Raw genomic sequence first — 14,271 nt, 5'->3', positions numbered from 1 at the left:
GCTAGGGCCATGCGAAAGCGTGTTCCGAGGCGGCCCAGCACGCCCAGGCCACGGTTGACCGATGCTTCTCACGCAAGCGGTAGGAATGCGTTCCTACTGTTCGCTATCGTGGAGCCATGACAGCTCGGAAGCTATCGATCTCAGTGACTCCCGAAATCGAGGAGACGATCAAGGCGGCAGCTGCCGAAGAGGGCAAGCCCGTGTCGGCGTGGCTGGCTGAGGCCGCCGTCGAAAAGGCTCACCTTGCCGCCCTGCAAGCGGCGGGCCGGGCGGCAGCCCGAGAGCTGGTGGCGGAATATGAGAGCTTGCACGGCGCCCTGCCCGAGCAGTCCCGGCAACGGGCCCGGGAGTTCCTGATGGAGGCGGGACTTCTCGAGCACGACACCTGGCCAGAGGCCGGCTGATGCGCGCCATCGTCTACGATGCGGGCGCCTTGCTGGCCGCCGAACGGCGCAACCCGGACTTCCTTGCCCTGCATGGTGAACTGACCGCCGCCCGTATCCGTCCACTCGTGCCGGTGGTGGCCCTTGCCCAAGCATGGCGCGGTGGCCCGCAGCACCAGATCTCCCGCGTGCTGAAGGGCTGCGACATTCGCCCGGATGACGAGCACGTCGGTCGTGCAGCGGGAATTGCGTGCGCTGCCGCAGGAACGGCCGACGCCGTCGACGCTATCGTCGTCGTGACGGCCGTCCGATACCAGGCCTCTGTGGTCACCAGCGATCCCGACGACCTGAAGCACCTCGCCGACTCCCTCGGCGTCAAGCTTCGGCTCTTCACGGTCTGACCACGTCAAACCGTCACCGAGAAGGTGCGCATGGCGGCTCTGAACGCGTCGAGTCGTGGCGTCGCACAGTAACTGATGGCCCACGTGCGAGGCTGCCACCCGACCCGGTGCCGCTGGTTCACCAGCGGCACACAGTCGTCACCCTGGGGATCGGCGGCCGGCTTCGCCACATCGGCATCGGACGAACCCATGTCATCCTGCTCATCGGACCCCACCCGCGACCACCAACCCAGTACACAAAGAAACCCCCGAACCCGTAGGTTCGAGGGTTTCCGATGTCTTGCGACATCAAATTGGTGCCCCCTGTAGGATTCGAACCTACGCACCCGGCTCCGGAGGCCGGTGCTCTATCCCCTGAGCTAAGGGGGCTCAACCGCTGATAAGGCTACCAGCACTGGAAGGCCGTTCGTGACATCAATACGGCCTCCGGAGGACGTGAGCATGTGGATCAGCGAAAACCGCGCGCCCACCCCGTCTCATTGGCTAGCTTTGCCGCCGTGGGCGAGCTTCTGGGACGCGTGCTGGTCGTGGATGACGACGAGGTCATCCGGCAGCTCATAGCGGTCAACCTGACCCTGGAGGGGTTCGAGGTCGAGACCGCGTACGACGGGCAGGACTGTTTGGACCGCGTCCATGACGTGGATCCCGATGTGATCACGCTCGACGTGATGATGCCGCGCCTGGACGGCTGGGAGACGGCCACACGGCTGCGGGAGGACCCGAGCACCCGGCACATCAAGGTCATGCTCATCACCGCCCGGGCCCAGGAGGACGATCGCAGGCGGGGGTACGACATCGGCGTCGACGCCTATCTCACCAAGCCGTTCGACCCGGCCGAGCTGATCCAGATCGTACGGGACCTCGCCACGGGCGCCGAGACGCTCTGAGCGCATTGGTCCACGGACACGGGCACCGATTGGCCCGGGCGCGCGTGCCGCGACGCTTCTAGCGTCGGCAAGCGTGATCGATACCTCGACGTTACTGGTGTACGCGGCCACCTCTGCGGCGGTGGTGGCCGTGCCGGGCCCCAACCATCTCTACATCGCCGCCCGGGGTGTGGCCCAGGGCCGCCGGGCCGGGGTCGCCTCGGCCCTCGGCGTGGAGACGGGCACGCTGCTCCACATCGCCGCGGCGGCGGCGGGCCTGTCCTATCTGCTCGCGCGGTCCGCAGAGCTGTTCGCGGCGGTGAAATGGGCCGGCGTCGCCTATCTCGCCTATCTCGGCGTCCGTGCCCTGACCGGCCGGGGCTCTTCCGGCGACGAGCCGAGGGCGCAGCCGCTGCGCCGGGTCTTCCTCGAAGGTGTCGTGGTCAACGTGCTGAACCCCAAGACCGTGCTGTTCTTCCTGGCGTTCCTGCCGCAGTTCGTGGATCCCTTCGGCGACGTGCCCGCGCAGGTCCTCCTGCTCGGGCTGGTCCTCGCCGTCATCGGACTGGCCTCCGACCTCGCGTACGCGCTGACCGCCGGCTCGCTCGGCCGCCGCCTGCGCGCGAGCACGCTCAGGTACGCCTCCGGGGTGGTCTACCTGGCGCTCGCCCTCGTCGCCGCGCTGAGCGGGGCCGGGCGTACGGCGCGGGGCTGATCAGGCCGCGCGGGCGGACACGTCCTCGGCCGCCTCGTCGATGAAGCGTGCTCGCCGGCGCGGTCTGGTTGCGGGTGGTATTCCGGCAAGTGCCTCTGGACGATGGCTTTACCGAGCGGGCGGTGAACGCCGTACTCGATGGGGTAGGGCGGCCAGGGGATCCGAAGGCGGGCCGACCGGCGCGGACCGGTGGCTGATCGGGCGGATCGACCCGGCTTTCGCGCACATCCCGGCCGCGCCGGCCACGTCAGGCCGCGCCATGTCGCAGTCCACACCGCGTCAGTCCACACCGCGTCAGGCCACACCATGTCACGTCGCACCGTGTCACGTCACACCTGTCGTGCCGTGTCATGTCGTGTCCCGGCGCCGAGTGGAGGGAGCACACCGATGACCATGTCCAGCAAGCCGCCCAAACCGCGCGGCAAGCGGCCCCGGCTTCTCCTCGGATTCGCCGCGGCGCTCACCCTCGCCACCGGCGCCGGCCTCGCCGCCGCGGGCGCGCCGGGCCACGACCAGCCGCAGTACGCCCAGGGGGGACAGTTCCGGCCCGGTCCGGAGCAGTTCGGCATGACCGAGCTCGGCCTGCTCCAGTTCGGACAGGCCCGGCAGCCGCGCACCTCCAGCGACTACCAGACCTTCACCAGCCAGACGGGCGCGGTGGAATCGGTGCAGAGCGGCACCCTGACGGTGGACGGCCGCGCCTACACGGTCGACGAGTCCACCAGGATCGTCGCGGACTACAAGGGTCTGCAGGGGATCCAGCAGGGCGACCAGGTCTGGGTCGTGGGCACGACCGGCGACAGCCCGAAGGCGATCATCGTCGCGGACGCCAGCCGCCCGGCGCTGCCGGGGCACGGCGGAGGCGGCGCGCCCCCGGGGCAGACGCCGCAGACGCCGCAGACCCCGACCGCACCCGCCACGCCCGGGGAGTCCGTGACGCCCAGCGAGCCGGCGGCGCCGGAGACGGTTTCACCCACCGAGTGACGTACGTCCGGCCGCGGGCGGGGACCCGCAGCGGCCCCGCCCACGGCGTGACGGTCAGGACGTGGCGAACGTGAACCAGTTGAGGTTGACGAAGTCGGCCGGCTGGCCGCTGCTGAAGGTGATGTAGACGGTGTGGGTGCCGGTCGTCGGCGTGATGTTGGCAGGGACGGTCGTCCAGCTCTGCCACCCGCCGGTGTTGCCGACGGCGAAGTCGCCGATCGGTGTCGCCGTCGGGCTGTCGAGCCTGACCTGTACGAGGCCGCTCACGCCGGCCGCCGCTCCGGACGCCACCCTGGCCTTGAACTGCCGCGCCGCGGTCGAGCCGAAGTTGACGCCGTCGAAGCGCAGCCAGTCGCCGTTGGAGATGTAGCCGACGTCCTGGCCGCCGCCGCTGTCCTGGGTCGTCTCCACCTGCGTGCCGCTCTGCGCCTGGTAGTTCTCCGCCTGGACGGTGGAGCGGGCGTCCACGCCGCCCGCCGGGGGTGAACTCGGCGACGGGCTGCTGGTCGCGCCGCCGCTCTGCCACACGGCCACGTAGTCGACCACCATCGGCCGCCCGGACACCGTGGCGGAGGTGGGCGTGGAGAACCCGGCCACGCCGTTGGGGAAGCCGCCGCCGACGGCGACGTTCAGCAGGATGAAGTATCCGGCGTGGGAGGTCATGTTCGACCACGTCGTCGCGTCGAGCTGGCTCTGGCTGATGCTGTGGAACTGCTGGCCGTCCACGTACCACCGGAGCTGGTTGGGGCTGACGCTGCGGTCCCACTCGAACCGGTAGGTGTGGAAGGCCGACTGGCAGGTCGAGCCGGGGCAGGCCCTGCTGGCGCCGATGCCGTTGGTCTCGCCGCACGCCCCGCCCGGGTTCACGCCGCAGTGGAGCACGCCCCAGACCGAGTTGATGCCGTTGACGTTCTCCATGATGTCGAACTCGCCGATGGCCGGCCAGTTCTGGTAGTTGCCCCGGTAGGGCGCGCCGAGCGCCCAGAAGGCCGGCCAGTAGCCGAGGGCGGCGTCGCCCGTGACGTTCGGCATCTGGATGCGGCCCTCGATACGCAGAACGCGGCCGTCGGCCGGCTTGAAGTCGGTGCGGCGGGTCTCGATCCGCGCGGAGGTCCAGTTCTGGCCGCTGCCGATCGGGGTGATGCGCAGGTTGCCGCTGCCGTCCAGGCTCAGGTTGGCGGTGTTGGACGTGTAGTTCTGAATCTCGCCGGTGCCCCAGTTGCCCGGGCCTCCGGGGTACGCGTGGCCGGTGTCGATGATCCAGTTGGTGGACGACGGAAGCGTTCCGGCCGTGCCGTTGAAGTCGTCCGACCAGACGAGCGACCAGCCGGACGGCGTCGAGGGCACCGACGCGTCGGCGGGCCGTACGGCGAGGGCCATGACGGCGGCGGCCACGGCGAGCAGCGCCAGAGCCGAGCGCCGCCATGGGGAGTGGAGCACACGCATGAGTACCTCTCTCCTCGGTCCGGTCGTCGCGGCGAGGGGATTGGGGGGTGCGGGCGGCCTCACGGAACGAAGACGGTGGACGTCTGAGAGCCGGACGGCGGCGTCCGGAGAGGGTCGTGAGGGCCCGCGCACCGCGATCGCGGACCGCTTGAGCGACACTTTCCCTCTGGATCTCACTCGCGTCAATAGGATCTGTGAAATCCGAGAGAGCGTTCTCAGCGACTGCCCCCCGGTGTGAGCAGTGATGAGAGAGCGCTCTCCAGTCCGCCTCCGGAAGAAGACCGCGTCCGCACAGGACGAGCGTGGTGAGCCACACGGGCGTGTCCGGCGTGAACAGTGCCATCGAACCGGTCATCACCGTCAGGAGCACCATCCGGAGCGGCGGTCAGGAGCCCCGGCCCCAGCGGTAGACGCCGTAGCCCATCAGCAGCAGGCTCACCGCGCCGGCCGCGGCCCGCCAGGTGTTCCAGGTGGTCCACCGGGCCGAGTAGTCCTGCCAGATCCGGGCGGCGGCCCCGGCCGGGTCGCCGTGGGCCGCCGCGGCGGCCAGGGCGTCGTTCATCGGCACGTTCACCGCGGCTGTGATCAGGATGACGCCGACGGCGTACACCGCGGCCGCCGCGAAGAACGGCCAGGCCGCGCCGGAGCGAGGGGTGGCCAGCAGCAGGGCCCCCGCCCCGGCGGCGGCGAGCGGGGCCAGGACGAACGCCGCCAGGAACACCGGGTTCTGGATCTTCACGTTGACGGCGATCATCGCGTCGATCGCCAAGGGGGCCGGCGCCGCGTTCAGGCCCGGCATGACCCCCACGGAGAACCCGAAGAAGGTGCCTGCCATCCCGGCGGTCATGAGCATGGACAGGGCCGCCGCGGCAGCGGCCAGGAGGTACGTCATGACGCCTCCGCCGCGGCCGGGGCGCCGATGCCGGCGGTGGTGACCAGAACGTTCGCTGTCGTCGTCATGGCGATCAGTCAACCGGCGGGCCGCCCCGGGCGACATCGCCGAGACGCTCGACCGCATATCCGGCCGTCTACGATCTGGGGCATGGACGCGCTGGCCGACCTTCTCGACGGGCCCCGGGCGCGGGGGGCCTTCCTGCTGCGGGCGACCCTGAGCCCGCCCTGGTCGGTCCGGATCCAGGACGAGGCGCCGCTGTGCCTGGTGGCGATGGTGCGCGACGAGGCGTGGATCACCCCGGACGAGGACCGCGTCTCAGAGGACAGGGCCGTACGGGTGGGCCCCGGCGACGTGGCGGTCGTGCGCGGTCCCGCTCACTACACGGTGGCCGACGACCCGGCGACCGCGCCGCGGGTCGTGATCCATCCCGGGCAGGTCTGCACCACGCCGGACGGCCGCGCCCTGACGGCGGAGATGGACCTGGGCACGCGCAACTGGGGCAACGACCCGGACGGCTCGGCCGTGATGCTCATCGGCACCTACCAGATGCGCGGCGCGGTCACCCAGCGGCTGCTGGCGGCGCTGCCCACGCTGCTGGTGCTGCGCGGCGACTCCTGGGACGGCTCCCTCGTCACGCTGCTCGGCAGGGAGATCGTCAAGGACGAGCCGGGCCAGGAGGTGGTGCTCGACCGCCTGCTCGACCTGCTGCTGATCGCCGTACTGCGGACGTGGTTGTCCCGCCCGGACGCGCGGGCCCCCGGCTGGTATCGGGCGCACGGCGACCCGGTGGTCGGGCCGGCGCTGCGGATGCTGCACGCCGACCCGGGCCACCCGTGGACGGTCGCCGAACTGGCCGGCCGTGTGGGGGTCTCCCGCGCCGCGCTGGCGCAGCGGTTCGCGAGACTGGTCGGCGAGCCGCCGATGGCCTACCTGACCGGGCTGCGGCTGGCGCAGGCGGCCGACCTGCTGCGGGAGACGGACGCGACGCTGGAGGCCGTGGCCCGGCGGGTCGGCTACGGCACCGCGTTCGCGCTGAGCTCGGCCTTCAAGCGGGAGCGCGGCGTGAGCCCGCAGCGATACCGGGAAGGCCTGGGCCGCCCGGCCGGCTGAAATCCGGGAGAGCTGAGATCCGGGAGAACCCTCTCGCGGTCCTGCCGCCCCCATACAGCGCCGACCGGCTGTGGGAGCGCTCTCACCAGCGACTACGACGTTCCGTCATAGCGGGAATCGTTACTGATAGACCCCTTGACGTCCGCAGTGACAGTTCACAATCTTGTGCGAGAGCGCTCTCTACCTCGTCACAACCCTGCCGTGGTCGCGGCGCTCGGCTTCTTCGTCCTGCCCGGCAGAACAGATCATCGGAGGCATCATGCGGGGAGCTGTGCAGGGATGACCGCGACGACCATCGCTTCTCGGGGGTCCGGATCGTCCACGTCGGTCTTTCCCGACGGCTTCGTCTGGGGCGCCGCCACGGCGGCCTACCAAATCGAGGGCGCCGCCGCCGAGGACGGCAGGAGGCCCTCGATCTGGGACACCTTCTCCCAGGTCCCGGGCAACGTGGTCGACGGCCACACCGGCGACGTCGCCTGCGACCACTACCACCGGTACGCCGAGGACGTCCGGCTCATGGCGGGCCTGGGCCTGGCGGCCTACCGGTTCTCGGTGGCCTGGCCGCGGATCCTGCCCACCGGGGCCGGGCGGGTCAACGCCGCCGGCCTCGACTTCTACGACCGCCTCGTGGACGAGCTGCTCGGCCACGGCATCACGCCCTACCCCACGCTGTACCACTGGGACCTGCCGCAGGCGCTGGAGGACGCGGGCGGCTGGGCGGCAAGGGACACCGCTGACCGCTTCGCCGACTTCGCCGCCGTCGTGCACGACCGGCTCGGCGACCGCGTCGGCACCTGGACGACGCTGAACGAGCCCTGGGTGGCCGCCTTCCTCGGCTACTGCTCCGGTGTCCACGCCCCGGGCAGGCGCGACCCGGCCGCCGCCTTCCGCGCCGCCCACCACATGCTGCTCGGCCACGGGCTGGCGGCGCGGGCCCTGCGCGCGGCCGGGGCCGCCGAGGTCGCGCTCACCCTCAACCTGTCGCCGGTCATCCAGAGCGGCGACGGCCACGAGGAGGCCGCACGGGTGGACGCGCTGATGAACCGGCAGTTCCTCGACCCGGCGCTGCGGGGCCGCTACCCGGAGGAGGTGCTGGAGATCGCCGCCCGCCACGGCGGCCTCGGCCACATCAGGGACGGCGACCTGGCCGTCATCCACCAGCCGATCGACCTGCTCGGCATCAACTACTACAACCCGTCCTTCGTGTCGGCCGCGCCCGGTGAGCCGGCCAACCCCGCCTTCCCCGGCACGGAGGGCATCCGGTTCGACCCGCCGACCGGCCCGACGACCGCGATGGACTGGCCCATCGAGCCGTCCGGCCTGGAGACCCTGCTCGTACGGCTGTCGCGCGACTATCCCGAGGTCGGGCTGCTCGTCACGGAGAACGGCGCGGCCTTCGACGACCACCTCGTCGATGACGTCGGCGGAGACGCCGTCAAGGGGACAGTGCACGACGACGACCGGATCGGCTACCTCGACGGCCACCTGCGGGCGGCGCACGCCGCGATCTCCGCCGGTGCGGACCTGAGGGGTTATCTCGTATGGTCGCTCCTGGACAATTTCGAGTGGGCCTACGGCTACCACAAGAGATTCGGCATCGTGTACATCGACTTCGAAACCCAGCGGCGCGTTCCCAAGGACAGCGCGCTGTGGTACCGAGACGTCATCGAACGCAATGGGCTGAGGAGTGCCTGACAAAATGCTGCCCGTCGCGAGCGTGGTTCCGGGTGGATGCGTCGTAAGGCGGAGGAGGAGCCGATGACAGCGTTGTCGGCGACGACGACAACGCAGCGAGGCGCCGCCTGGATCCACGCGCAGCAGGGCTTGATGTCAGACACGACTAGGGGGAATGAATGAAACGACCCACTCTGGAGGCGGTGGCGGCGCGGGCAGGGGTGTCCCGCGCCACCGTCTCCCGGGTCGTCAACGGGCAGATGACGGTGACACCGCAGATCAGGGATGCCGTGATGCGTGCCGTGGACGAGCTGGGATACGTCCCCAACTCGGCGGCGCGCAGCCTCGTCACCCAGCGGACCGACTCGATCGCGCTGGTCGTTTCGGAGCCGCCGACCAGGGTCTTCTCCGAGGACCCGATGTTCTCCACGGTGATCCGCTCGGCCAGCCTGGAACTCGAGGCCGCCGACAAGCAGGTCGTGCTCATGCTCGGCGGCTCGGCCCAGAGCCACGCGAGGATCGAGCGCTACATCGCCAGCGGCCACGTCGACGGGGTCATGCTCATCTCCATGCACGGCGCCGATCCGCTGCCCTCCGCCGTCGCGCGGATGGGCGTCCCCGTCGTCTCGTACGGCAGGCCGGCCGTGCCGGTGCCCCTGCCGTACGTGGACAACGACAACGTGGGCGGTGCGGAGAAGGCGGTGCGCCACCTGCTGGACGGCGGACGGCGGCGCATCGCCACGATCGCCGGGCCGCAGGACATGATCGGCGGCCAGGACCGGCTCAAGGGCTACCGCGACGCGCTGCGCGAGTCCGACCGGCGGTCGATCGTCGCCGTCGGGGACTTCACCCGGGAGTCCGGCGCCGTCGCCATGCGCCACCTGCTGCAGGACGACCCGGACCTGGACGCCGTGTTCGTCGCCAACGACCTCATGGCCGTCGGGGCGCTGCAGACCCTGCGCCAGGCGGGCCGCCGGGTGCCGGACGACGTGGCGGTCGTCGGGTTCGACGACATCGAGGCGGCCCGCTACACCGAGCCCCCGCTGACCACGATCAGGCACCCCATCGTCGAGCAGGCCGCCGCGATGGTCCGGCTGCTGCTGGACCTGTTCAAGGGCGGCCCGGCCGACCCGGTGATCCTCCCCACCGAGCTCGTCGTCCGCGACTCCGCCTGAACGCCCGCGACGATCAGGCCGCCTCCCGGCTGCCGGGGCGGGAGGGATTCGGGGCGGCAGGCGACGACATGCTCAGGCGAGCGCGTCGGTGATGCGGCCGAGCGCCTCGAAGGGCGCCAGGCCGTACGCGTAGAAGTCGGCGGCCCCGGCCCCGGCCGTACGGGCCACGCGCACCTTGGCGGCCAGCCGGTCGGCGGAGTCGGTGTCCGGGGCGCCCGGGCGCAGCACGACCCGCAGCTCCGGGTTCTTGCCCACCGAGCGCCGGTAGGCCGCGACGTCGTCGGCCACCCGGGCGGGGTCCCTGGCATACCCGAGGACCGCGAACGACGGGACCAGGTCGCCGAGCGCCACCAGGTCGATCCCGAGCTGCCAGGAGTCGTGCGCGGCCAGAGCCGCGGAGGGCAGCCCGTGGGCGTGGCCCTTGGCCGCGCCCGTCGCGTCCATGAACGTCAGCCGCGCGCCTTCGGCCGTCACCGCCGCCGCGACCTCGCCCACCAGTGACGTGACGCTCTCGGAACGGGCCCGCGCGTACGCCACCGTCTCCGGGCCGGCGTAGGCCGTCAGGGCCGCCCGCGTGACCTCGCCCTCCGCGGGAGGGTCGCCGTCGAGCACGCCTCCGACGATCCTGGCGCACTCCTGCCTGGCCACCTCGGCGTTCACCCCGAGGTCGGCGGCCCGGCGCATGCAGTGGGCGCAGAAGCACAGGCCGAACAGGAAGGCGTCCATCGGGCCGAGCGCCACGACGCACCGCTCGTAGGCGAAGGCCCCGAAGTGCAGCGACTCCGCGACGACCGTGTCCACCCCCTGCCGGGCGACGGCCCGGGCCAGCGCCACCGCGTACGCCCGCACGTCGGGATGCGAAGGGCACAGGTCGGCCGGGGAGCCGCGGTCGCCGAAGCAGTTCTCCACCGTCACGTCGGGGTGGGCCAGGCCGAGGGTGGCGTTGTGCAGGAACACGGCCCAGCCGTGCAGCCGCATCCCCCGGTCCGCGCAGGCGCGGCGCAGCTCGTCGAGCGGCCGGTCCTGCGCCCCCGGCTGCACGGGCGGGGTCAGGCGCAGCCCGTCGAACAGGTCGTCCGGAGGCGGGAAGTGCACGCCGTCGCGGCGCAGCGTCAGCCGCGACGCGCCGTGCGGCGTCACGTCCCTGGCCTGGTGGTAGGCGGCGGCCACCGCGACGCCTCGCACGCCGTACGCCGAGGCCCGGTCGAGCAGCCCCCGCACTCCCTCGGCGCGCAGGTCCTCGACGAAGACGTACAGGGCGCTGTCCATCGTCAGCGGCCCGCGTACGCCACGACGTCGATCTCGACGAGGATGTCCATGAGATCAGAGCCCACGGTGGTGCGCACCGGGGAGGGCCGGGTGAAGTAGGACTGGTAGACCTCGTTGGACGCGGCGAAGTCCTCCCTGTCGCCCACCACGAGCCCCTGGGAGTACGCGCCGATCGGCGGGGCCCCCGCGGTCGTACGGATCTCCTGCTTGCCAGCCATTGTCACCGCTCCATCAGAAACACGTATTGATCAGATCGATCACGATGTCGTCGTCGTCCACCACGGGGATGACGCGCCATTTGTCGAAGGCCGTACACGGATGGGACAGCCCGAACGACACCAGGTCTCCCGGGCGCAGTCCGGCGTCGCCGTCGAGATAGGCGTGCTGGTCCTGCACCTTGACGACCGTCACCCCGGTCAGCGGCTCGGCCGGACCCCGGCCGCCGCGCCGCACGGCCCTGGGAAACGGCAGGTGGATGTCGTGGGGAACGTCCCGCTTCCCCATGCCGGCCAGCACGAGACCTGGCTCGGGCACGGACAGGACCTGGGCCCAGACCTCCAGCGCCGGTCGCAGCTCGCCCTCCAGCCGGTTGTACGGCGTGTGCTCGGCGTAGTAGCCGTCGTCGTGGGCGATGTAGGCGCCGCTGCGCAGCACCACGGTGACGCCCGGCTCCCCGGTCAGCGGCGCGAGCTCCTCGGCCACCAGGTCGAACCACGAGCTGCCCCCGGCGGAGACCACCATGGGGCCGGCCGTCTGCGGAGCGAGCGTCCGGGCCGCGCGGGCCAGGTCGCGCAGGAACCCGCGCACCTCGGCGGCCTCGTGGTGGGTCCCCTCGTAGCCGGCGACCCCGGCCAGCTCGGTCCCCTGAGCCTCCCGCACCGCGCGGGCCACCGCCAGCAGCTCGTCCTGGCCGCGGCAGCCGGTCCGGCCACCCGGGTGGCCCAGCTCGACCAGCACGCGGAACGGCACGTCGCCGGCCATCTCGTCGAGCACCCGCACGCCCTCGACCGAGTCGGCGTAGCAGAGGAAGTCGAAGCACCCGATCTCGCCGGCCAGCAGGCGCAGCGCGCCGCGGTCGAAGATCTCGTTGGCCAGCAGCACGCGGGGGACGCCGAAGGAGCGGAGGGCGAGCACCTGCCCCGGCGTGGCGGCGCTGATCCCCCACGCTCCGGCGTCGAGCTGGGCGCGGACGAGCTGCGGCGACATCGTGGTCTTGGCGTGCGGCGCGAAGGCCAGGCCGTGCCGGTCGGCGAAGCGCGCCAGCGTCGCGATGTTGTGGTCGAGGGCCGAGCGCCGTGCCGTCATCACCGGCCAGGTGAACGCCCCGTCGAACAGGGAGTGCCGGGCCTCGGCGAACTCCCGTCCGCCGATCGGCTCGCCCGGCCACAGGAAACCGCGCGTACGCGCGTCGACGGCGATCTCCGGGAGCCCTCGTGGCGGCGTCGGCGGGTTGCCCCATGCGCCGTCCTGCGGGGGGCTGTCCGCGAAACCCACGCCGCCCCCTCGTTGTCCCGGTTCAGACCACCTTGTGGATCGTACTGGACCACCGCCTCGGAGGTAGACTCGCGACCTCACAGCGTGATGATCATGATAGGGGCCGGGATGCGCGGCGACGTACGACTCGAACGGGCCGGAACCCTCTACGAGCAGGCGGTCTTCGGCGGTGACGCCTCGGCTCTCACCGAGGCCGACCGGGAGCTGGACGGGGTGGAAGCCGACCTGGCCACGGCGGGAACCGGACAGGACGTCGGCGTGGTCGAGGCCGGGCTCGCGCTGGCCCGCGGCCGGATCGCCCACGCGCGGTTCCTCGAACACCACGAGGAGGACCCCCGCGAGCTCGATCTGTTCGAGCGGGCCGCCGATCTCTATCGGCGGCTCGGCGACGAGCGCGGCGAGGGCGAGGCGCTCTTCTGGACCGGCTGTTTCCACCAGGTCGTGCGGCACGACGACGAGGCGGCCGGGCCCGCGCTGCGGCGGTCGTACGAGCTCGCGGCGAAGGCCGGCGACCGGCTGACCATGTCCTACGCGCTCAGGCATCTGGGCATCGCCGAGCACGGGGCCGGGCGGCTGGAGGCGGCGCGGGAACGGCTGGAGGAATCGGTCCGGCTGCGCCGGGAGCTCGGTTTCGACGCGGGCGTCGCCGCCAACCTGGTCGGGCTGGCCTACATCGCCGCCGCCGAGGACCGCCGGGACGACGCCCTGCGCCTGCTCGACGAGGCGGCCGCGCTCGCGGAGGCGAGCGGGGCTCTGGGCATCGCGCGGCAGGTGGAACAGGCGCGTACGGCGGTGTGACGACGGCCGGACGGCGGCGGGTCACATCGCGGCCACCGGTTCCGCGAGTCGGCCCGCATTCGATGACACGTTCGAGATAGGGTGTGACCGCCCTCACCGGGCTCCGTGGTTCGCAGTTCAGACAGAGGAGCGCTCCCATGATCGAGCCCAGGACCCACACCCTTGAGGTGCCCGGCTGCGTTCTCCACTACGACGTGCGCGAGGCCGGGGCGACCACCGAGCCGATCCTGCTGCTGATCGGATCGCCGATGGGCGCCGCCGGGTTCGCCGCCCTGGCGCGGCACTTCCAGGACCGTACGGTGGTCACCTACGACCCGCGCGGAAGCGACCGGAGCACGCGGACCGACGGCGCCGCCGAGTCCACCCCCGGCCTGCACGCCGACGACCTGCATCGGCTGATCGACGCGCTCGGAGGCGGGCCGGTGGACATCTTCGCCAGCAGCGGAGGCGCGGTCAACGGGCTCGCGCTCGTCGCCCGGCACCCGGAACAAGTGCGCACGCTCGTGGCGCACGAGCCGCCCGCCGCCCAGACGCTGCCGGACCGGGAGCAGGCGCTGGCCGCCGTGGCGGACATCCGGCGGACCTACGACCGGGAGGGTTTCGGCCCGGCGATGATGAAGTTCATCGCGGTCACCGGCCACCAGGGCGAGATCCCGGCGGACTTCGCCGATCGGCCCATGCGGAGCCCGGCCGAGTTCGGGCTGCCGACGGAGGACGACGGTGCGCGCGGCGACGTGCTGTTCGAGCAGAACCTCATGACCTGCACGCACTACGAGCCCGACTTCGACGCGCTCCGCGCGGCTCCGACCCGCGTCGTCGTCGGCGTCGGCGTCGAGTCGGAGGGCCAACTGGCCCGCCGCGCGGGTGAGGCGGTCGCCGAGCGGCTCGGTACCAAGCCCGTGATCTTCCCCAGCAACCACGGCGGGTTCCTCGACGACACGTTCGGCATGCCGGGCGATCCGGACAACTTCGCCGTCACGCTGCGCCAGGTCCTGGCCGAGTAGGCCGGCGAGCCCGTCGACCCGGACCCGGGCGACGCGCCCCCGGGCACGCCCGTGCAT

Annotated in this window: 15 protein-coding genes and 1 tRNA gene; 10 read left to right on the top strand and 6 right to left on the bottom strand. The window is 71.8% G+C overall.

The genetic code is table 11. The features are described 5' to 3' along the window. The first annotated feature begins 116 nt into the window (after positions 1–116). Positions 117–404 carry a type II toxin -antitoxin system TacA 1-like antitoxin gene (locus FLX07_RS10030; protein ID WP_142569801.1) on the top strand — a complete coding sequence of 96 codons (288 nt, stop codon included), beginning with the start codon at positions 117–119 and terminating at the stop codon, positions 402–404. Continuing rightward, positions 404–784, top strand: a complete 381-nt coding sequence (locus FLX07_RS10025; RefSeq protein ID WP_142569799.1) for a PIN domain nuclease — start codon at positions 404–406, stop codon at positions 782–784. Before FLX07_RS10030 ends, FLX07_RS10025 begins: the two co-directional genes overlap by 1 nt. Before the next feature lie 294 nt (positions 785–1,078). Here the strand turns inward: FLX07_RS10025 and FLX07_RS10020 are convergent. After that, positions 1,079–1,153: transfer RNA gene (locus tag FLX07_RS10020), tRNA-Arg, on the bottom strand. Positions 1,154–1,281: 128 nt separating this feature from the next. Between FLX07_RS10020 and FLX07_RS10015 the strand changes: the two genes are divergently transcribed. The 3 genes from FLX07_RS10015 (at position 1,282) to FLX07_RS10005 (ending at position 3,349) form a co-directional block, all read left to right on the top strand. Next, positions 1,282–1,671 (top strand): response regulator transcription factor, encoded by a 390-nt coding sequence (locus FLX07_RS10015; RefSeq protein WP_229689554.1) that lies wholly within the window; start codon positions 1,282–1,284, stop codon positions 1,669–1,671. 73 nt (positions 1,672–1,744) lie between these two features. Beyond that, the gene (locus tag FLX07_RS10010; protein ID WP_142569798.1) at positions 1,745–2,365 is read left to right on the top strand and encodes a LysE family translocator; all 621 of its coding nucleotides are present in this window, start codon (positions 1,745–1,747) and stop codon (positions 2,363–2,365) included. Between the two features lie 387 nt (positions 2,366–2,752). Continuing rightward, positions 2,753–3,349, top strand: a complete 597-nt coding sequence (locus FLX07_RS10005) for a DUF5666 domain-containing protein (protein WP_142569796.1) — start codon at positions 2,753–2,755, stop codon at positions 3,347–3,349. Positions 3,350–3,403: 54 nt separating this feature from the next. Here the strand turns inward: FLX07_RS10005 and FLX07_RS10000 are convergent, their stop codons facing one another. Next, positions 3,404–4,795 carry a glycoside hydrolase family 16 protein gene (locus tag FLX07_RS10000; RefSeq protein WP_142569795.1) on the bottom strand — a complete coding sequence of 464 codons (1,392 nt, stop codon included), beginning with the start codon at positions 4,793–4,795 and terminating at the stop codon, positions 3,404–3,406. A gap of 385 nt (positions 4,796–5,180) precedes the next feature. Beyond that, entirely contained in the window at positions 5,181–5,687 is a 507-nt protein-coding gene (locus FLX07_RS09995; protein ID WP_142569793.1) for an anthrone oxygenase family protein, read from the bottom strand. A gap of 150 nt (positions 5,688–5,837) precedes the next feature. On the opposite strand from FLX07_RS09995, the gene FLX07_RS09990 reads away from it, so the two are divergent. The 3 genes from FLX07_RS09990 to FLX07_RS09980 all read left to right on the top strand — a co-directional run bounded on the left by FLX07_RS09990 (position 5,838) and on the right by FLX07_RS09980 (position 9,649). Continuing rightward, positions 5,838–6,800 (top strand): AraC family transcriptional regulator, encoded by a 963-nt coding sequence (locus FLX07_RS09990; RefSeq protein ID WP_142569791.1) that lies wholly within the window; start codon positions 5,838–5,840, stop codon positions 6,798–6,800. A gap of 279 nt (positions 6,801–7,079) precedes the next feature. Continuing rightward, a complete protein-coding gene (locus FLX07_RS09985; RefSeq protein ID WP_142569789.1) occupies positions 7,080–8,495 on the top strand; it encodes a GH1 family beta-glucosidase in 1,416 nt (471 codons plus the stop codon). 158 nt (positions 8,496–8,653) lie between these two features. After that, on the top strand, positions 8,654–9,649 hold the full coding sequence (locus FLX07_RS09980; RefSeq protein ID WP_142569787.1) for a LacI family DNA-binding transcriptional regulator: 996 nt from the start codon (positions 8,654–8,656) through the stop codon (positions 9,647–9,649). Between the two features lie 72 nt (positions 9,650–9,721). On the opposite strand, the gene FLX07_RS09975 is transcribed toward FLX07_RS09980, so the two are convergent. From FLX07_RS09975 to FLX07_RS09965, 3 genes are read right to left on the bottom strand one after another with little or no spacing between them, the layout of a single operon-like run. Then, positions 9,722–10,918 carry a hypothetical protein gene (locus FLX07_RS09975; RefSeq protein ID WP_142569785.1) on the bottom strand — a complete coding sequence of 399 codons (1,197 nt, stop codon included), beginning with the start codon at positions 10,916–10,918 and terminating at the stop codon, positions 9,722–9,724. Between the two features lie 2 nt (positions 10,919–10,920). After that, positions 10,921–11,136 carry a RidA family protein gene (locus tag FLX07_RS09970; RefSeq protein WP_142569783.1) on the bottom strand — a complete coding sequence of 72 codons (216 nt, stop codon included), beginning with the start codon at positions 11,134–11,136 and terminating at the stop codon, positions 10,921–10,923. 13 nt (positions 11,137–11,149) lie between these two features. Continuing rightward, positions 11,150–12,307 (bottom strand): alanine racemase, encoded by a 1,158-nt coding sequence (locus FLX07_RS09965; RefSeq protein ID WP_223853148.1) that lies wholly within the window; start codon positions 12,305–12,307, stop codon positions 11,150–11,152. A gap of 198 nt (positions 12,308–12,505) precedes the next feature. On the opposite strand from FLX07_RS09965, the gene FLX07_RS09960 reads away from it, so the two are divergent. Next, on the top strand, positions 12,506–13,210 hold the full coding sequence (locus tag FLX07_RS09960; RefSeq protein WP_208762132.1) for a hypothetical protein: 705 nt from the start codon (positions 12,506–12,508) through the stop codon (positions 13,208–13,210). 137 nt (positions 13,211–13,347) lie between these two features. Next, positions 13,348–14,214: an alpha/beta fold hydrolase gene (locus tag FLX07_RS09955; protein WP_142569779.1), complete on the top strand. Its 867-nt coding sequence runs from the start codon at positions 13,348–13,350 to the stop codon at positions 14,212–14,214. Positions 14,215–14,271 lie beyond the last annotated feature (57 nt).

It is taken from the genome of Microbispora bryophytorum (assembly GCF_006874465.1).
GTDB classification, from domain to species: Bacteria; Actinomycetota; Actinomycetes; order Streptosporangiales; family Streptosporangiaceae; genus Microbispora; species Microbispora bryophytorum.
This window is presented reverse-complemented; position numbering and strand designations above follow the sequence as displayed.